Genomic DNA, 16,063 nt, shown 5'->3' on the forward strand with positions numbered 1-16,063 from the left:
CCATGTAACGCCCGTGTTACGGGTATCGTCAGCTATGTGTACAGCAAGGCCTTGTTGGCCGAGATGGGAGCGCTGCGCGACAGCCGTCGCGGAGCGCACGTGTCTGCGACCGCGATCGAGCTCCATGTGCGTGCCGTGAGCCATAGCGTGCGCACGCGCCGACCGGCTTTCGTGGCCGATGCAGCGCTTGACCTGATCGCGTCAGGGTCGGTGACAACCGTTGCCGCACTGGAGCTTTGGATGGTGGGTCTGTGGCAGCGGGTGCCCGGGGGCTACCTGATCGACGACCGTGAACTGATCGCCCACCTGTCGTCGGGTCCGGTGCGGCGCTGGGTGCGCCGGGTGTGGCTGAAGCTCAACAGCGAGTCGGTCATCCCGTTCTGACGGCACCGGCAGTTGTGCGGACTCCGCGTAATGCGGCAAACAACAGGTCGTTCAGCATGTCGATCAGGTCGTCCCGGTCGACGGTGATCGCCCCGACGAGGACTGCGGTGAGCGTTTCACCGACACCGCCGATGACGAACTGCGCCGCCAGTTGCAGATCGAGTGGTCGCAGTTCGGAGCCGGTTTCATTCAGTCCGGCGACAATGCCCGCGAACCGCTGAGCTTCGGCGAGGCGGCGTGGGCCGAGGACTGGTGAGGAGCCGGACTCGATCAGGACCACGCGGCCCTTGCGCGCATCGGTCAGCAGGAGATCGGCCAGTGCCCTGAGTGCTGCGCGTGAGCGAGCGCGCGGACCGCCGTCGGTATCGGCGATCGCGGCGAGTCCGAGCTCTTCCAGTTCGGCCACGATTTCGTCGAATACGGCGATGTGCAGGTCTTCGATCGTTGGAAACGACTCGGCGAAGTAGCGCGCCGCTAGGCCGGCCTGCTCCGCCACGCCACGCAGGGTGGTCGCGGGGATGCCTTTGGTGCCCATCAGCTCCAGGCCTGCCGCAATGAAGCGACGCCGCCGGTCGGCGACGCGGTCGGCGCCGCTCATGCCGCCGTAGTGCCGTGCCCCACTCACGCCACCAATCTTGACACACGCGTTGACAGATGGTTGCCTCATCTCATCTATCAACGCTTGATGACAGATTGGATGCGCACATGACCATGACTGCATCGCCCGTGGGGGCCGGGGTGGAGCCGTGGCACCCGAGCCAGCTGCATGCGGACCTGGCGGCCGACGTCCGGTGGTGGTTGGGCTCGCCGCTGAGCCTCGGGCTCTTCGGGCGCCTCGCGCTCGACCAGGTGGCGTACCGCCCGATCGCGGCCGCGGTCGATTGGTCCGGACGATTTCAGGAGAACTTCACCGACCGCGGCATCAGGTCGCTCGCCTTCGGCATGCTCATGCTGTTCGGCGACGAGGCCGACCGGCGCGGGGACACCGAGGAACTCAAACGGCTGCATGCCGGCGTGCGGGGAACCGGCAACGGTGAGTTCGCCGACACGCGGTTCAGCGCGCTCGACCCCGAACTCTGGAATTGGATCGCCGTCAGCTCGCTGAATCTGTTCTACCGGGGCTACGTCGCGGTCCGCGGTGAAGACCTCGATGCCGAGCAGCGCGAGGCCGTGTATCGGACCCTCCGGTGGATGATGAGCTATCTGGAGCTGCCCAGCGCTCGGGCCAAACTGCCCGAGACCCTGGCCGACATGGAGGCGTACTACGACCGCGTCGCCGAACAGCACTTGGCGGACAACGCATTTCTGCAATATGCCGACGAAAGCTTCGACACGTTGCCCGTGCCGGCCTTGCTTCCCAAGCAACTGCTGGTGCTCCTGCTGCCGCTGTGGAACGTGGTGACACCGATTGCGTTGCGGGTCCCGAAGGTGCTTGGCCGGCGCCACGCCCACCCGAAGATGCGGGAGCTGCTCGGCATTCGGTCGACGCCCCTGAACCGGCTCGAATATGCCCTGTACCTGAAGGCCTCACAGATGGCCTGGCGGTACCTGCCGCGCGCTGTCGTCCTCGATCCCTTGGCGTACAACCGCTACCGCTACGAACGGCTGCGGTCGGCCTACCACCGCGTGCAATTGGACAGCTTCGCCGCTTAGCCGCGGCGCGTAGGGGCAGAATCTGGGGGTGCTGCCACATCCCCGAACCGGAGTGCTGTTCCCGTCCCCGGTCCCGGCCGGGGCGGGTTGGCCCGGGGACCCGGCCGACGCCGACACCCCGGTTGCCCGCACCGCCGCACAGATCCGGGCCAGGGCCCGTCGCTGTACCGAACTGACCGACCTCGATGCTCAGGTGTCGGTGTGCCGCGGTTGCCGTCGCCTGGTCACCTGGCGCGAGGACGTCGCCACGCGGACGCTGGCCAAGCGCAAGGCCTACGCGGCGGAGCCGTACTGGGGCCGGCCGGTGCCGGGGCTCGGGGTGGACCGGCCGCGCATCTGGGTGCTCGGGCTCGCGCCCGCCGCCCACGGTGCCAACCGGACCGGCCGGGTGTTCACGGGCGACCGGTCGGGCGACTTTCTCTTTGCTTCGTTGCACCGCGTCGGCCTGGCCAGCAGCGCCGCGAGCATCGATGCGGCAGATGGATTGACCCTCAAGGATATTCGGGTGGTGGCCGCGGTCCGGTGCGCTCCGCCGGACAACGCGCCGACGCCGGAGGAACGTCTCACCTGCGCGCCGTGGCTGAGCGCGGAGTGGCGGTTGACAGGCCAGGACGTCCGGGTCGTCGTCGCACTCGGTGGCTTCGCCTGGAAGGCCGCGCTGGAGCTGACGGGAGCGGGGCGGCCGTATCCGAAGTTCGGTCACGGCGCGCTGGCGGCGCTTCCCGACGGGCGGAGCCTCCTTGGCTGCTACCACCCGAGCCAGCAGAACACCTTCACCGGCAGGCTCACCCCGGCCATGCTGGACGACGTGTTCAGCACGGCCAAGGGAATCGCATCCCGCCCTGACGGGTTGGAATAGATCGTGCAGTTGTCTGTTCTCGATCTCGTCCCGGTCCGTAGCGACCAGTCCACCGTGGACGCCTTCGCCGCCACCGTGCGCCTCGCCAAGGTCGCCGATGAGCTGGGCTACACGCGCTATTGGGTGGCCGAGCACCACAACATGCCCGCGGTCGCCGCGACCAGTCCGCCCGTCGTCCTGGGCTACCTGGCCGCGCAGACCGCGCGAATCCGGCTGGGCTCGGGCGGCGTGATGCTGCCCAACCACGCGCCGTTGGCGGTTGCCGAGCAGTTCGCGCTCCTGGAGGCGGCGGCCCCGGGCCGCATCGACCTCGGTGTCGGCCGTGCACCGGGGACCGACCCCGTCACCTCGATCGCGCTCCGCGGCCCGGCCGGACGCACCGATGAGGACATCCACCGCTTTCCCGAGTACCTCGACGACGTCGTCGCGCTGATGAGCCCCGGCGGCGTCAAGGTGTCCCTCGAGGGGCGAAACCTGTTGGACAAGAACTACATCTTGAAGGCCACACCGTCGGCGGTGAGCCCACCGAAACTGTGGCTGCTGGGCTCGTCGATGTATTCGGCGCACCTCGCCGCAGCCAAGGGGCTGCCGTACGTGTTCGCCCACCACTTCTCCGGCCAAGGCACCGAGGAAGCCCTGGCCACGTATCGCGAAGAGTTCCGGCCCAGCGAATTCGCCGACAAGCCAACCACGTTCATGACCGTCAACGCCTGCGTGGCCGAGACGCGCGACGAGGCCGAACAGCTGATCCGCCCCAACCTGCAGATGATGGCGTGGCTGCGCACCGGCGAGCCGCTACGTGCGCTGGACCTGGTCGAGGACTCGGAGCACAACGAGCTCACCGCGACGCAGCAGGCCATCGTCGCCGCGGGAATGGAGCGGGCCGTCGTCGGCGCACCGGCGGAGGCCGCGGACCAAATCCGGGAACTGGCATCGCATTTCGGTGTCGACGAGGTGATGGTCAGCCCCGTCGCCGCCGCTCGCCGGGGCTGCGATCCAGCCACCGCCCCGGCTCGCGAGACGACGCTACGGCTGCTCGCCGAGCAGCTGCTCTAGCGCGGCGTCAGCGCGACCACCGGAATGGGCCGGGTGGTTCGCTTCTGGTAGCCCGCGTACCGGTTGGCGTTGTTCTTGTTCACGACCTGCCACAGCCGCGCGTAGTCGGGGTCGTCCTTGCCGACAACGCGGGCGGTCACCGGGATTCGCTTTGTCCCGACGTTGATTTCGATCTCGGGCTTGGCCTTCAGGTTGAAGTACCAGCCGGGCGCCGTCGGCTCGCCGCCCTTGGACGCGACCACCAGGTAGGCGTCGCCGTCCTTCGCGTAGGTCAGCGACGTGGTGCGGGCCAGGCCCGTCTTGGCGCCGACGGTGTGCAGCAACAGGCTCGGCGGGACGCCGGGGAACTGGTGCCCGATCCGGCCTTCGGTCTTCTGGTAGATCCGGTCGTGCATCTTCAGCAACGGGAGGCCGAGGTATTTCTCCCACAGGGGCATGCTCATGGCTTCAAGTCTGCCTGCGGATCAGAGAGCCGCGCCACCGCCTCCAGTAGGATCTTTCCGCTGGTTTCCCGGTCTGGATCACGGCGCAACAGCATCCCCTTGGCAAACGCCAACTTGTCGCCTGCCTTGCGCGGGACAACGTGCAGATGGATGTGGAACACCGTCTGAAATGCGGCTTTGCCGTCGTTGATCGCGATGTTGTTGCCGTCGGCGTGCAGGCCGGACTCGCGCGACGCCTGTGCGATGCGCTGACCGAGTTTGGCCATGCCGGCCACCACGTCCGGCGGGGTGTCGACCAGGTTCTCGTAGTGCTGTTTGGGCACCACCAGGGTGTGACCGCGCGAGAACGGACGGATGTCCAGGAACGCCACGTAGTCGGCATCTTCGTAGACGCGCACCGCGGGCGCCTTCCCGGCGACGATGTCGCAGAACACACAGGCCATCAGTTCACGGTAGGCCAGCTCGCTCGCTCAGCGTCCGTCGCATCCCTCAACGTCGCTTGCACCCTCGCCTCCGGATTGTGCGACTCAGACGTTGGCGGCCGCCCACTCCGCCAACCGGCGGTCGCGTTCGGCGGCGTCGACCTCTTCGACCCGCGTCATCACCGCCCAGCGCTGACCGAACGGGTCGACGATCGACGCGAACCGGTCACCGGTGACGAAAGTCTGTGTCGCTTCCCGAATTGTCGCGCCGGCACGCTCGGCCCGGTCGACGACCGCGTCGACGTCGGGGCAGTACAGCACCAGCGAATGCGTGACCGGACCGCTGCGTGGCGGCGCCACCAGTTCGTAATCGGGGTTGGGATCGGACAGTTGCAGCCGGCCGGTACCGAAGTCCAGCTCGGCGTGGGCCACCTTGCCGTCGCTCGCGTCGATCTTCTCGATGAGCTGCGCGCCGAACACCTCGACGTAGAAGTCGATCGCGGCGGCAGCCCCATCGATCACCAGGAACGGGGTGAGGCTGGTGTAGCCCTGGGGAATTGGTTGCATGCTCATGGCATCCAGTTTCGTAGGGTCAGTGGTGTGGCGGCTTGGAAAAACCCGACACCAGCTCCGAAGCTGGGTGTGGTCGGCCGTGCCAGTACCGGCTCGGTGTTCGACCTGCAGCAGTGGCAGCCGTCCGCCGCGGCAGCGGTGTGGGTCGAGAACTTCTGGGCCGTCACTTGGGATCTACGGGACACCGAGCCGGTCGACAGCACCGTCATCACCTTTCCCGCGGTGCACCTGACGCACGAGTGGGGCACCGATGATGTTCGGCACGGCCACCGGTTGCCGGCGACGTTGGTGCACGGCGTGGTCGAGCGGGTGTTCACCACCAGGCTGTCGGAGTCAGGTTCGGTGGTGGGCGCCAGGTTCCGGCCCGGCGGCTTCGCGGCCCGGTTCGGCCGGGACGCCGGCGCGCTGACGGGTCGCGTGCTCCCGGTTGATGACGAATTGCTCGGTACCTCAGTGTCTTTCGCTGACGATATCGACCAGGCCGCAGCAGCGCTCGACGACGTGATCGGTGACCAAGCCGACGTGGACGCCACGTATCGGGACCTGCTGACGTTGCTCGACCGGGTCCGCGCCGATTCACAGCTGCACCGGGTCGAACAGGTCATGGCGCTGTCTCCCTGGAGCGAGCGGACCACGCAGCGGGTGTTTCGCCGTTACGTCGGGGTGCCGGTGAAATGGGTGCTCTGCCGCTACCGCCTGCAGCACGCGGCACTGGAGATCGAGACGGTGCCGGACCTCGACTTCGCCGACCTGGCAGTGCGATTGGGTTGGTACGACCAGGCGCATTTCATCAACGACTTCCGCGCCATGCTCGGCTGCACGCCGGGGGAGTACGCCACAAAACACCGCCGATGATGGGTAATCTGCGCCGCATGGACCCTCGTGAACTGGCGTTCGCCGGCGCCGCCGAACAGGCCAGGATGCTCGCCGCCGGTTCGGTGACCGCACCCGAACTCGTCGAGCTGTACCTGGACCGGATCGCGCGCATCGATCCTGAATTGCGGTGTTATCGAACCGTTCTGGCCGAAAGTGCCAGAGCACAGGCGCAGGCCGCGCAGACCCGGCTGGACGCGGGGGAACGGCTGCCGCTGCTCGGCGTGCCGATCGCCATCAAGGACGACACCGATGTGGCGGGCGAGCTTACGACGTTCGGCAGCAGCGCGCACGGACCGGCGGCCACCGCAGATGCCGAGGTGACCCGCCGGCTGCGCGCCGCCGGCGCGGTGATCCTGGGCAAGACCGCGGTGCCCGAGATGATGATCTGGCCGTTCACCGAGACCCTGACCTACGGCACCACGCGAAACCCCTGGAACACCGGGTACGCGCCGGGTGGCAGTAGCGGGGGCAGTGGCACCGCGGTCGCCGCCGGGCTGGCGGCGATGGCGCTGGGCTCCGATGGGATGGGCTCGATCCGGATCCCCGCCACCTGGTGTGGATTGTTCGGCATCAAACCGCAACGTGACCGGGTGCCCATGAGCCCGCACGACGATTCGTGGTGCGGGCTGGTCGCTTATGGGCCACTGGCCCGCACCGTCGAAGACGCGGCCCTGTTCCTCGACGCCACCACCGACGGTGGCTTCGTGGCGGCCGCCCGACAGGCGCCCGGGCGCTTGCGGATTGCGTTGAGCACCAAGGTGCCACCGCTGGTGACCGCACGGGTGGGCGCCAAGCAACGCGCCGCGGTGCAGCAGGCAGGTGAGTTGCTGCGCGAACTGGGCCACGACGTCGTCCACCGAGATCTGGACTACCCGCGGTCGGCGGTGTACGGCCACGCCCTGCCGCGCTACTTCCGCGGGGTCTACGACGACGTGTCCGCGCTGCCGCACCCGGAGCGACTGGACCGCCGGACCCGAGCCTTCGCCAGGATCGGTGGGTTGATCTCGCAGCGGCGCATCGACGCGATCCGTGCCGCCGAACCCGCGCTGGCCGCCCGGGTGCAGTCCGTGTTCGACAGCGTCGACGTGGTGATCACACCGGGCGCGGCGACCGGGCCGTCGCGGGTCGGGCAGTATCAGCGCCGCGGCGCCGTCTCGACGCTGGCGTCGGTCGCCGCGCGGGTGCCGTTCCAGGCCATGTTCAACGTCACCGGGCAACCGGCAGCGGTCGTGCCGTGGGGGCTGGACGGCAACGGCATCCCGACGTCGATTCAATTGGTGGGCAGGCCATTTGACGAAGCGACGCTGCTGTCACTGAGTGCGCAGATCGAGGGCGCCCGCCCCTGGGCGGGCCGGCGGCCTCCGGTCGGTTAGCGCGCGCCGAGCGCGGCCTGGATGTCCGGCTTCATCTGCTGCAGTTGCTGACCCCAGTAGGCCCAGGTGTGCGTGCCCGTCGGCGGGAAGTTGAAGGTGGCGTTGTGCCCGCCCGCAGCCTGGTACGCACCCTGGAATTTGGTGTTCGACGCGAGCGTGAAACTCTCCAGGAACTGCTGTGGCACACCGCTTGTCGCGCCGGCCAGGTCGTCCGGTGTGCCGGTGCCGCAGTACACCCACAGCCTGGCGCCCGACGAGGCGATCCTGCCGACGTTGACCGTCGGGTCGTTGCGCGCCCACGCCGGATCTCCGGGTGGCCCCCACATGGCGCCGGGGTTGAAGCCGCCGGAATCGTTCATCGCCAGCCCGACCATCGACGGCCAGAACGAGTCGGACAAGTTCAGGAATCCGGACAGCGAGCCCGCGTACCGGAACTTGTCCGGGTGGTCCGCCACGTACATCAGGGCGGTCGAGCCGCTCATCGACAGCCCGACCACCGCGTTACCGCCGGTTGAGATGTGCTTGTTGGCGGCCAACCAGGCCGGTAATTCCCTGGTCAGGAAGGTCTCCCACTTGTAGGTCTGCGTGGTGCCATTGCCGACGGCCGGCTGATACCAGTCGGTGTAGAAGCTCGACATGCCGCCGACCGGCATGACCACCGAAAGGCCCGAGCCGTTGTACCACTCGAATGCCGGGGTGTTGATGTCCCAGCCGTTGACGTCGTCCTGCGCGCGCAGGCCGTCCAAAAGATAGAGGGCGTGCGGACCACCACCCTGGAATTCGACTCTGATGTCGCGGCCCATGGCCGCCGACGGCACGTTGAGGTATTCGACGGGTAGGCCGGGGCGGGAGAATGCGCCGGCCGGCGTCGCTGCGATCAGACCACCGATCGTCAGCGCCGTCACCGCCGCACCCAGATACTTCATCAATCCCGGCAGGTTCTTGGAAATGCGTGACATGGGTAAACCCCCTGGGTCCGGATGCGGATACACACCGCATTCGCGCGGCATACCCTCCTCCGCCGGGGTGAAACGTTCAGCGGACCACTTGCCACGCGGCGAGTTTGTCGGTGAACGACATGGTCAACGCTCCGCTGCTCGACGGCAGGCGGGCGGCGGGCAGCGCGATGCCGGCGCGCTGGAACAACGTGTACGCCGTCAGCCCGTTGACGAATCCCCGCTCGATCGTCGGATGTTCCGCCAGGAACGCGGTGAAATCGTTGATTACCAACGTCTTCCGGTCGATGTTGGCATCCAGGCTGCCGACGCGCCGGCAACTGTGCACGACGTCCCACAGCGCCACCCCGGCGTCCGTGACGGCATCGACGCGTTCGGCGTAGGGCAGCTCCGCATCGAATCCGAGGAGTGAGCCCAGCAGCCGCCAGAACTGGTTACGCGTGTTGGCGTAGTACTCGCCGGTGTCCAGTGACTTCTCGCTGGGAAACGAGCCCAGGATCAACACTCGTGGGTTGGCGCCGACGATTGCCGGCAGCCCCGTGCGGAGCGGCATCTCTGGCTCGGTCATGTGCCCATTCTGCGGGGCTGCCAGGCGCGATAGGTTGGCCGGGTGAGTGAACAAGCTGCCGAGCCGGTCGACCGTGCCGAGCTGACCGACTGGCTGCTGTCCGAAGGCTTCAGTGAACAGGAGATCGACGAGTCCTTCGCGCCGACGCTGTTGCCGGCGCGGCGCGCGCTCGGAGACGACGGTATTCGGCTGTCGGCGCGGGACATCGCGGCCCGTTGGGACATGGATATCGATCTGCTGCAACGGATTCTGCACGCGGCGGGCCGGCCCCGGTCCGATGACCCGGCTGCCGCGCTGTACCTGACTGCAGACAGTCAGCTCGTCGGCTATGCGCAGCAGTGTCTGGGCCTGGGCCTGCCGATCGAACAGGTCGTCGCGGTGGTTCAGGTGATGACGGACGGTTTCGCGAAAACTGTCGAGGTGATGCAGTTTGCCGCGCTGTCCGCGATCCTCCAGCCCGATGCGACCGAGTTGGAGAACGCCAAGGCCGTCGCTGCGCTGACCGGGTACGTCGCGCCGCTGCTGGGGCCGATGGCCCAGGACATGCTCCGTACGCAGATGCTGCACGCGCTGCTGCAGCAGGAGGTCGCCGCCACCGAGCGGCTGACGGGGCCGGCGCTGCCGGGCGCGGGGATGGTGTCGATAGCCTTCGCCGATCTGGTCGGTTTCACCAGCCTGGGCGAGGAACTGCCACCGGAGGGGTTGGAGCGGCTGTCGCAGCGGCTGGCTGATCTGGCGCGCACCCTGGCCCAGCCGCCGGTGCGGTTCATCAAGACCATCGGCGACGAGGTCATGCTCGTCAGCCCCGAACCGGTGCCGCTGCTGAACATGATCCTGGACCTCGTCGACGCGGCGGAAGCCGATGACGCGCTGCCGCGGCTCAAGGCCGGCATGGCGACCGGAATGGCCGTCAGCCGGGCCGGGGACTGGTTCGGCGGTGCCGTCAACAAAGCCAGTCGGGTGACCGGAGTGGCCCGGCCGGGGGCTGTCCTGGTGGCCGATTCGGCACGGGATGCAGTCGGGGATGCACCGGGTTTTGAGTGGTCTTTTGCCGGTGCACGACGGCTGAAAGGCATCCGTGACGAGGTGAAACTCTTCCGCGCCCGCCGCAGCGAGGACTAGCCGGGGCCTCGGTGCCCGGCCTGCACCGGCTTGCACGAAGGCCGGGACGCGGCTTACATGGGTAGGCATGCCAGACATTGATCGTCGCAGCATGCTGTCGATGGCGGGGCTGGGCCTGTTGGCCGCCACGCTTCCCAAAGCCGAGGCCCACGCCGATACGCCCGGAAAACTCATCTTCGAGGACAACTTCGACGGACCGGCCGGATCGTCGCCCGACACCTCGAAATGGGAGATCGCGACGGCCCGCGAGTCGATGGAGAACCCGACGTATTGGGAGCTGCCCGAACACGTCGGCCAGTACCGCAACGACCGCAAGAACCTTTTCCTGGATGGCAAGTCGAACCTGGTGATCCGGGCCGCCAAGGACGGGAACACCTACTACAGCGGCAAGATTTTCGGCACCTTCAAGGCCGGCATCGGCCACACCTTCGAGGCCCGGATGAAGCTCAACTGCCTGACCCCGGGCTGCTGGCCGGCCTGGTATCTGGCCAACAACTCTCCCGGAATCGGCGGCGAGGTCGACATCATGGAGTGGTACGGCAACGGGAGCTGGGCTCCCGGTACGACCGTGCACGCCAACCTCAATGGCGGCGAACATGTTTCGCACACCATCACGCCGGACAGTGCCTGGCACAACTGGCGGTGCCAGTGGGACGACGCCGGAATGCGGTTCTGGTTGGACTACACCGACGGCGCGCAGCCGTACTTCAACGTCCCGGCAAAGTCGTTGCCCAACTGGCACTTCAACGATCCCGGCTACACGCTGTTCCCGATCCTCGGTCTCGCCGTCGCCGGGTCCGGGGGCGGCGACCCTTCAGGCGGAACCTATCCGGCCGAGATGCTGGTCGACTGGGTGAAGATCTGGTAGCTACCGGCTGGGCTTGAAACTGCGGAGCCGCAGGCTGTTGCTCACGACGAACAACGAGCTGAAAGCCATTGCCGCGCTGGCGATCATCGGATTAAGCATGCCGGCGGCAGCCAGTGGAATCGCCGCGACGTTGTAGGCGAACGCCCAGAACAGGTTGCCCTTGATGGTCTTGAGGGTGGCCCGGGACAGCCGGATCGCGTCGCCCGCGGCCCGCAGGTCGCCACTGACGAGGGTCAGGTCCGAGGCCTCGATGGCCACATCGGTGCCGGTGCCCATGGCCAGTCCCAGGTCGGCCTGGGCAAGGGCGGCAGCGTCATTCACGCCGTCGCCGACCATCGCCACAACCCGGCCCTGATCCTGCAGGCGCTTGATCTCGTCGACCTTGTCCGCGGGCAGCACCTCGGCGATCACCGTCTGGATACCGACTTCGGCAGCCACCGCGCCGGCCGCGCGGGCGTTGTCCCCGGACAGCAGAACGGGCGTCAGACCCAGCTTCTTGAGGTCGGCAATGGCTTCGGCCGCAGTGTCTTTCACCGTGTCGGACACCACGATGACGCCGGCGATGGCGCCGTCGATCGCGACCCACACCGGGGTGCGGCCCTGCGCTTCGGCGGTCTGCGCAGCGTGCTGCAACTCCGGGCCGGCTTCGGTGGCCAGCCAGTTGTACCGCCCGACCGCAACCTTGTGACCGTCGACCACACCGGTGACGCCGCGACCGTCGTGGTTGACGAAGTCGCTGACCGTCGGCAGTGGGCCATCCTCGGCGGCCCGCGTGGCGATGGCCTGGGCGATGGGGTGCTCGGACGCGTGCTCCAACGCGCCGGCGAGCCGTAATACGTTGTCGGACTCGGCATGTACCGCCGCCACCGTCATCTTCCCGGTGGTCACGGTGCCGGTCTTGTCCAGCACGACGGTGTCGACCTTGCGGGTCGATTCGAGCACCTGCGGACCCTTGATCAGGATGCCCAACTGCGCGCCGCGGCCGGTGCCGACCAGCAGTGCCGTCGGAGTGGCCAGGCCCAGGGCGCAGGGGCACGCGATGATCAGGACCGACACGGCGGCGGTCAGTGCGGCGCTCATCGAGCCTCCCGCAACCAGCCAGCCGATCAACGTCAGCAGCGCCAACCCGATGACCACGGGTACGAATACCGCCGACACCCGGTCGGCGAGACGCTGCACTTCGGCCTTGCCGCTCTGCGCATCGGCCACCAGACGTGCCATCTGCGCCAGCTGAGTGTCCGAGCCGACGCGCGTGGCCTTGACCTCAAGGCGCCCACCGGCATTCACCGTCGCGCCGGCGAGCTGATCGCCGGGGCCGACCTCGACCGGCACCGATTCGCCGGTCAACATCGATGCGTCGACGGCAGACGTTCCCGTCACCACCACGCCGTCCGTGGCGATCTTCTCGCCGGGGCGGACGACGAAGATGTCTCCGACCGCCAGTTCCTCGATGGGCACGCGGGTTTCGTGTCCGTCGCGGAGCACCGCCACGTCCTTGGCGCCGAGATCGAGCAGCGCGCGCAGTGCCGCGCCGGACTGCCGCTTGGCGCGGGTCTCGAAGAACTTGCCGGCCAGGATCAATGTGGTGACGGTGGCGGCGACCTCGAGATAGAGGTGGTCGCTGCCCATCGCCAGCATCCATGCCGACCACAGGTACGACGTGAGAACGCCGAGCGACACCAGGGTGTCCATGGTCGCCGCGCCGTGTCGGAGGTTGGTCCATGCGGCGTGGTGCAGCGGCCAGGCGCCCCACAGCACCACCGGGGTGGTGAGCGCCAGCGCCCAGAGCGGCCAGTGCGGGAACTGCAGGGCCGGGATCATCGACAGTGCGAGGACGGGGATCGTCAGGGCCAGTGACACCAGCAGGCGCGGCAGGTACGCCGTTTCGGTGGGGGTGTCGGCCTTGTCGACGCTCGCGGTGTAGCCCGTGGCCTCGACGGCCGCGACCAGTTCGTCGGTGGTCACGCTGTCCGGGTAGGTGATGGCCGCCTGCTCGGTCGCGAAGTTCACGCTGGCGTGAACACCGTCGATCCGGTTGAGCCGCTTCTCAATTCGGGCCGCGCACGACGAACACGTCATGCCGCCCACGGACAGCGTGACCGACGTGGTCATGCTGGTTGGACGACGTCGTATCCGGCGTCTTCGATCGCGGCGGCAACAGCGGCCCGATCAGGCTCGCCGTCGACTCGTACGGTTCCGGCCTTGAGGTCCACCTCGACACCGGTCACGCCGGGCAGTGGCTCGACAGCTGAGGTGATGGACGCGACGCAGTGTCCGCACGACATTCCCTGAACTTCAAGTACCTGACTCATGCCTCGGAGTATATACCCATAGGGGGTATAGGTAGGTTGTGATCTGCCGTACCTCTTCATTTGGTCGGGCCGGGTGGCATTCTGGTTCCCATGGCACGTAAGGAAATCGACCCGATTCGGGCGAAGAGCGCCCTGGCTGTCGCAAAACAGCACCCGGGCATGATCCTGTTCCTGGCATCGCCCGCGATCGTCGCCGTCGTCCTGGTCGGCGTGTTCGTGGGCACCGGTTGGGCGATATTGCTGGCGCTAGCGCTGCTGGTGGCGGGTGGCGTGGTGTTGCGCCGCAACCTCTGACGGAGCCGGTGTTCGCCTCGGGTGAAAGGCCGTTTCAACTCTGATGTAACGGTGTAATCATGTAAGCATGAGGCACCATCATTCAGGCCAGGACCGCCGCGGCGGCTGGCAACAAGCAGGGCAGCCCGATGCGGGCGACGCCGCCGACTGGTTCGCCGGGCGGCTCCCGGAAGAATGGTTCGCCGGAGACCCGGACGTCACGGTGGACCGCGAGGAGATCGTGGTCATCGGGCGGCTGCCCGAGCCGGAGAATCCGGAAACGGCCGCCCGGGCCTCCGGGCGGGTGGCGCGCTTCCGGGAAGAGACCCGGTCCGAGCGCATGCGGATCGCCGATGAGGCCGAAGCTCGCTACGGCCGCAAGGTGGCCTGGGGTGTGTCGGTGGGGGAGTCGGAGCGAATTCTGTTCACCCACTTGGCTGTTCCGGTGATGACCCGGCTGAAGCAGCCCGAGCGTCAGGTCCTCGACACCCTGGTCGACGCGGGCGTGGCGCGGTCGCGGTCCGATGCGCTGGCGTGGTCGGTCCGATTGGTCGGCGAGCATGCCGAAGAGTGGCTGGCGAAACTGCGTGACGCCATGACGGCGGTCGACGATCTTCGCGCGGAGGGCCCACAACTCTGATCAACCATTGACGTTCGCCGCCGCTCGGGTGCAGGCTCAAGGTACCGGCCCGATGGGAGCGCGTCATGAGCGATCGGTTGTTCAATTACATCGGCGAGATGCTGTGCGGCAGCCTGAATGCCGACCTCGCATCGGCCCGTGTGCTCGCGCCGGGTGACTTCACGAAATTCCTCACGGATGACGTGCGACTGCACGTCATCCAGGGCCGGTTGGCGGCCGAGGAATGGGGCACCGCCGAGCGGCACGCGCCGGTGCGGGTCCTGGCCACGCACATCATCATCACCGAGCATGGGCTGCTGTACGCGGCCGAGGTCGGCGGTCCGGATCCCGGTTACTACCTCGCGGCGCCGCGGACCTTGCTCGAACCCGTCGCCGACCACATCGCCGACAGCCCGCCGCCGTCGGGCACGGCCGCCGCCGTGGACTGCCGGCTGGACCACGACCTCGCGTCCATCTGGCAGTTCGAGAGTGCGCTGCGGCATCGCCTCGAGTCCGATCCGGTCATCCGGGTCCAGCTGACGTCGGCGTTCGCGGCCTGAGCCATGCCCGCATCGGCGTCCCTGCGCCGCCAAAGCCTGGTGCGCAGTGCGGTTTTCACCGTCGTTGTGCCCGGCACCATGGCCGGCCTGATCCCGTATTCGCTCACCGGTTGGCGGCGGATCGGTGACCTGTTCGGCCTGCCTGGCGCATGGGTGGGCGGCGTGGTGCTGATCGTTCTCGGGCTCCCGGTGCTGCTCGCGGCCATCTACAAATTCGCCAGCGATGGGCTCGGCACGCCCTTGCCGGCGGCACCGACCCAGAGTCTGGTCGTGACGGGGCCGCACCGGTACGTCCGCAACCCGATGTACCTCGCGGTCGCGGCCGTCATCGTCGGGCAGGCGTTGGTTCTCGGTCAGCCGGTACTGCTTTGGTATGCAGCCTTTTTCGTGTTGGGGACGGCCGCGTTCGTCTACTTCTATGAGCAGCCCACGCTGCTGAGGCAATTCGGCGACGAGTACCGGCGCTACTGCCAATCGGTACCGGCGTGGCTGCCACGGATCACGCCGTATCGGCCGTAGATCTTTGGGTGGCGGCGCAGTTCGCTAGGGCGAGTGAAACTCCCCGCCGCGCCGGCGCACGCGCCGCCTCCGCGCCCGCGTATCCGTCCGGCGCCGCGCCCCGCCGCCCAGCCTGCATCGGCGCATTCGGAGCCGCATCGACGACGCGCCCGGTTCATGGGGTCGTAGCCCAAGTTCGGTGATCACAACTGCCCCCGCCGAGATCGTTCGAACCGTCACCGATGTGCTGATACAGGCAGAGAAATCCCTTGTTGTTCGAACATATGTTCGATACAATTAGGCATGGGACTCACGCCGGTGTTATGTCTCAAGACATCGGTGACAGTTCTGCATCAGGACATCGGTGACAGTTCCGGTGGTCTTGGTGGTGACACTTCTGCCACCAGGCTCGGGCGGTGGCTGTCAATGAACCCATCGATCCTCGTGTCCGTCTGGCGATCGCGCAGTGGCCCGATGACGCGCCTCGTGGGGCGGTCTCGACGTTCTGCGTCGAGCATGGAATTTCTCGAAAGTCGTTCTACGCGTTACGTAAACGGGCCGTGACAGATGGTCAGGCTGCGGTGCTTGAACCGAGGACCCGGCGACCGAAGTCGAGTCCGTCGACACTTGGTGATGAGGTCAAGGAGC

At 67.5% G+C, this 16,063-nt stretch carries 20 protein-coding genes and 1 pseudogene; 13 read left to right on the top strand and 8 right to left on the bottom strand.

Annotated features, from left to right (window positions below; all coding sequences use genetic code 11):
• Window positions 1-36: 36 nt before the first annotated feature.
• Window positions 37-384 (top strand): hypothetical protein, encoded by a 348-nt coding sequence (locus BR47_RS0126235; protein ID WP_051635014.1) that lies wholly within the window; start codon window positions 37-39, stop codon window positions 382-384.
• On the opposite strand, the gene BR47_RS0126240 is transcribed toward BR47_RS0126235, so the two are convergent.
• The gene (locus BR47_RS0126240; RefSeq protein ID WP_051635015.1) at window positions 371-982 is read right to left on the bottom strand and encodes a TetR/AcrR family transcriptional regulator; all 612 of its coding nucleotides are present in this window, start codon (window positions 980-982) and stop codon (window positions 371-373) included. The genes BR47_RS0126235 and BR47_RS0126240 overlap by 14 nt on opposite strands.
• A gap of 107 nt (window positions 983-1,089) precedes the next feature.
• Here BR47_RS0126240 and BR47_RS0126245 point away from each other — a divergent pair, with 107 nt between their 5' ends.
• From BR47_RS0126245 to BR47_RS0126255, 3 genes are read left to right on the top strand one after another with little or no spacing between them, the layout of a single operon-like run.
• Entirely contained in the window at window positions 1,090-2,037 is a 948-nt protein-coding gene (locus BR47_RS0126245; protein ID WP_029121305.1) for an oxygenase MpaB family protein, read from the top strand.
• 31 nt (window positions 2,038-2,068) lie between these two features.
• On the top strand, window positions 2,069-2,896 hold the full coding sequence (locus tag BR47_RS0126250; RefSeq protein ID WP_502685833.1) for a uracil-DNA glycosylase: 828 nt from the start codon (window positions 2,069-2,071) through the stop codon (window positions 2,894-2,896).
• Between the two features lie 3 nt (window positions 2,897-2,899).
• Window positions 2,900-3,952 (top strand): LLM class flavin-dependent oxidoreductase, encoded by a 1,053-nt coding sequence (locus tag BR47_RS0126255; protein ID WP_020101542.1) that lies wholly within the window; start codon window positions 2,900-2,902, stop codon window positions 3,950-3,952.
• Here the strand turns inward: BR47_RS0126255 and BR47_RS0126260 are convergent.
• From BR47_RS0126260 to BR47_RS0126270, 3 genes are all read right to left on the bottom strand, one after another.
• Entirely contained in the window at window positions 3,949-4,395 is a 447-nt protein-coding gene (locus BR47_RS0126260; protein WP_020101541.1) for a nitroreductase family deazaflavin-dependent oxidoreductase, read from the bottom strand. The two genes, BR47_RS0126255 and BR47_RS0126260, sit on opposite strands and share 4 nt — an antisense overlap.
• Window positions 4,392-4,838 (bottom strand): HIT family protein, encoded by a 447-nt coding sequence (locus tag BR47_RS0126265; protein WP_020101540.1) that lies wholly within the window; start codon window positions 4,836-4,838, stop codon window positions 4,392-4,394. Before BR47_RS0126265 ends, BR47_RS0126260 begins: the two co-directional genes overlap by 4 nt.
• Window positions 4,839-4,922: 84 nt before the next feature.
• Window positions 4,923-5,390, bottom strand: coding sequence for a VOC family protein (locus BR47_RS0126270; RefSeq protein WP_029121307.1), 468 nt, complete (start codon window positions 5,388-5,390; stop codon window positions 4,923-4,925).
• A gap of 27 nt (window positions 5,391-5,417) precedes the next feature.
• Here BR47_RS0126270 and BR47_RS0126275 point away from each other — a divergent pair, with 27 nt between their 5' ends.
• Together BR47_RS0126275 and BR47_RS0126280 are read left to right on the top strand one after the other, a co-directional pair.
• On the top strand, window positions 5,418-6,245 hold the full coding sequence (locus BR47_RS0126275) for an AraC family transcriptional regulator (RefSeq protein ID WP_036427803.1): 828 nt from the start codon (window positions 5,418-5,420) through the stop codon (window positions 6,243-6,245).
• 17 nt (window positions 6,246-6,262) lie between these two features.
• The gene (locus BR47_RS0126280; RefSeq protein ID WP_029121309.1) at window positions 6,263-7,639 is read left to right on the top strand and encodes an amidase; all 1,377 of its coding nucleotides are present in this window, start codon (window positions 6,263-6,265) and stop codon (window positions 7,637-7,639) included.
• Here BR47_RS0126280 and BR47_RS0126285 read toward each other — a convergent pair.
• Both BR47_RS0126285 and BR47_RS0126290 read right to left on the bottom strand, forming a co-directional pair.
• The gene (locus BR47_RS0126285; RefSeq protein WP_051635016.1) at window positions 7,636-8,598 is read right to left on the bottom strand and encodes an esterase family protein; all 963 of its coding nucleotides are present in this window, start codon (window positions 8,596-8,598) and stop codon (window positions 7,636-7,638) included. The two genes, BR47_RS0126280 and BR47_RS0126285, sit on opposite strands and share 4 nt — an antisense overlap.
• 76 nt (window positions 8,599-8,674) lie before the next feature.
• The gene (locus tag BR47_RS0126290; protein ID WP_029121311.1) at window positions 8,675-9,163 is read right to left on the bottom strand and encodes a DNA-deoxyinosine glycosylase; all 489 of its coding nucleotides are present in this window, start codon (window positions 9,161-9,163) and stop codon (window positions 8,675-8,677) included.
• Between the two features lie 42 nt (window positions 9,164-9,205).
• On the opposite strand from BR47_RS0126290, the gene BR47_RS0126295 reads away from it, so the two are divergent.
• Window positions 9,206-10,285, top strand: a complete 1,080-nt coding sequence (locus BR47_RS0126295; RefSeq protein WP_020101534.1) for an adenylate/guanylate cyclase domain-containing protein — start codon at window positions 9,206-9,208, stop codon at window positions 10,283-10,285.
• Window positions 10,286-10,352: 67 nt separating this feature from the next.
• Window positions 10,353-11,153, top strand: a complete 801-nt coding sequence (locus BR47_RS0126300; protein WP_036420516.1) for a glycoside hydrolase family 16 protein — start codon at window positions 10,353-10,355, stop codon at window positions 11,151-11,153.
• Here the strand turns inward: BR47_RS0126300 and BR47_RS0126305 are convergent, their stop codons facing one another.
• Window positions 11,154-13,265, bottom strand: a complete 2,112-nt coding sequence (locus BR47_RS0126305) for a heavy metal translocating P-type ATPase (RefSeq protein ID WP_029121312.1) — start codon at window positions 13,263-13,265, stop codon at window positions 11,154-11,156.
• On the bottom strand, window positions 13,262-13,465 hold the full coding sequence (locus BR47_RS32840; RefSeq protein ID WP_061002753.1) for a cation transporter: 204 nt from the start codon (window positions 13,463-13,465) through the stop codon (window positions 13,262-13,264). The genes BR47_RS0126305 and BR47_RS32840 overlap by 4 nt, the downstream gene beginning before the upstream one ends.
• Before the next feature lie 90 nt (window positions 13,466-13,555).
• Between BR47_RS32840 and BR47_RS0126315 the strand changes: the two genes are divergently transcribed.
• The 5 genes and pseudogenes from BR47_RS0126315 to BR47_RS33905 all read left to right on the top strand — a co-directional run.
• Window positions 13,556-13,759, top strand: coding sequence for a hypothetical protein (locus BR47_RS0126315; protein WP_020101530.1), 204 nt, complete (start codon window positions 13,556-13,558; stop codon window positions 13,757-13,759).
• Between the two features lie 67 nt (window positions 13,760-13,826).
• The gene (gene abmR, locus BR47_RS0126320) at window positions 13,827-14,378 is read left to right on the top strand and encodes an ATP-binding transcription factor AbmR (RefSeq protein WP_020101529.1); all 552 of its coding nucleotides are present in this window, start codon (window positions 13,827-13,829) and stop codon (window positions 14,376-14,378) included.
• Between the two features lie 65 nt (window positions 14,379-14,443).
• Window positions 14,444-14,917: a hypothetical protein gene (locus BR47_RS31540; RefSeq protein ID WP_051635017.1), complete on the top strand. Its 474-nt coding sequence runs from the start codon at window positions 14,444-14,446 to the stop codon at window positions 14,915-14,917.
• A 3-nt stretch (window positions 14,918-14,920) separates the two neighbouring features.
• Complete coding sequence (locus tag BR47_RS0126330) at window positions 14,921-15,436, top strand: methyltransferase family protein (RefSeq protein ID WP_020101527.1); 516 nt, start codon at window positions 14,921-14,923, stop codon at window positions 15,434-15,436.
• 395 nt (window positions 15,437-15,831) lie between these two features.
• A pseudogene (locus BR47_RS33905) lies at window positions 15,832-16,063 on the top strand (IS481 family transposase); the annotation flags it as partial.

Source organism: Mycobacterium sp. UNC410CL29Cvi84 (genome assembly GCF_000686745.1).
GTDB lineage: Bacteria > Actinomycetota > Actinomycetes > Mycobacteriales > Mycobacteriaceae > Mycobacterium > Mycobacterium mucogenicum_B.

What these genes read in the sequence shown, in the direction of transcription:
- BR47_RS0126240 (WP_051635015.1), bottom strand. Translation starts at nt 982, where the DNA reads ATGAGCGGCGCCGACCGCGTCGCCGACCGGCGGCGTCGCTTCATTGCG.
- BR47_RS0126245 (WP_029121305.1), top strand. Translation starts at nt 1,090, where the DNA reads ATGACCATGACTGCATCGCCCGTGGGGGCCGGGGTGGAGCCGTGGCAC.
- BR47_RS0126260 (WP_020101541.1), bottom strand. Translation starts at nt 4,395, where the DNA reads ATGAGCATGCCCCTGTGGGAGAAATACCTCGGCCTCCCGTTGCTGAAG.
- BR47_RS0126265 (WP_020101540.1), bottom strand. Translation starts at nt 4,838, where the DNA reads ATGGCCTGTGTGTTCTGCGACATCGTCGCCGGGAAGGCGCCCGCGGTG.
- BR47_RS0126270 (WP_029121307.1), bottom strand. Translation starts at nt 5,390, where the DNA reads ATGAGCATGCAACCAATTCCCCAGGGCTACACCAGCCTCACCCCGTTC.
- BR47_RS0126280 (WP_029121309.1), top strand. Translation starts at nt 6,263, where the DNA reads ATGGACCCTCGTGAACTGGCGTTCGCCGGCGCCGCCGAACAGGCCAGG.
- BR47_RS0126285 (WP_051635016.1), bottom strand. Translation starts at nt 8,598, where the DNA reads ATGTCACGCATTTCCAAGAACCTGCCGGGATTGATGAAGTATCTGGGT.
- BR47_RS0126290 (WP_029121311.1), bottom strand. Translation starts at nt 9,163, where the DNA reads ATGACCGAGCCAGAGATGCCGCTCCGCACGGGGCTGCCGGCAATCGTC.
- BR47_RS0126300 (WP_036420516.1), top strand. Translation starts at nt 10,353, where the DNA reads ATGCCAGACATTGATCGTCGCAGCATGCTGTCGATGGCGGGGCTGGGC.
- BR47_RS0126305 (WP_029121312.1), bottom strand. Translation starts at nt 13,265, where the DNA reads ATGACCACGTCGGTCACGCTGTCCGTGGGCGGCATGACGTGTTCGTCG.
- BR47_RS32840 (WP_061002753.1), bottom strand. Translation starts at nt 13,465, where the DNA reads ATGAGTCAGGTACTTGAAGTTCAGGGAATGTCGTGCGGACACTGCGTC.
- BR47_RS0126315 (WP_020101530.1), top strand. Translation starts at nt 13,556, where the DNA reads ATGGCACGTAAGGAAATCGACCCGATTCGGGCGAAGAGCGCCCTGGCT.
- abmR (WP_020101529.1), top strand. Translation starts at nt 13,827, where the DNA reads ATGAGGCACCATCATTCAGGCCAGGACCGCCGCGGCGGCTGGCAACAA.
- BR47_RS31540 (WP_051635017.1), top strand. Translation starts at nt 14,444, where the DNA reads ATGAGCGATCGGTTGTTCAATTACATCGGCGAGATGCTGTGCGGCAGC.
- BR47_RS0126330 (WP_020101527.1), top strand. Translation starts at nt 14,921, where the DNA reads ATGCCCGCATCGGCGTCCCTGCGCCGCCAAAGCCTGGTGCGCAGTGCG.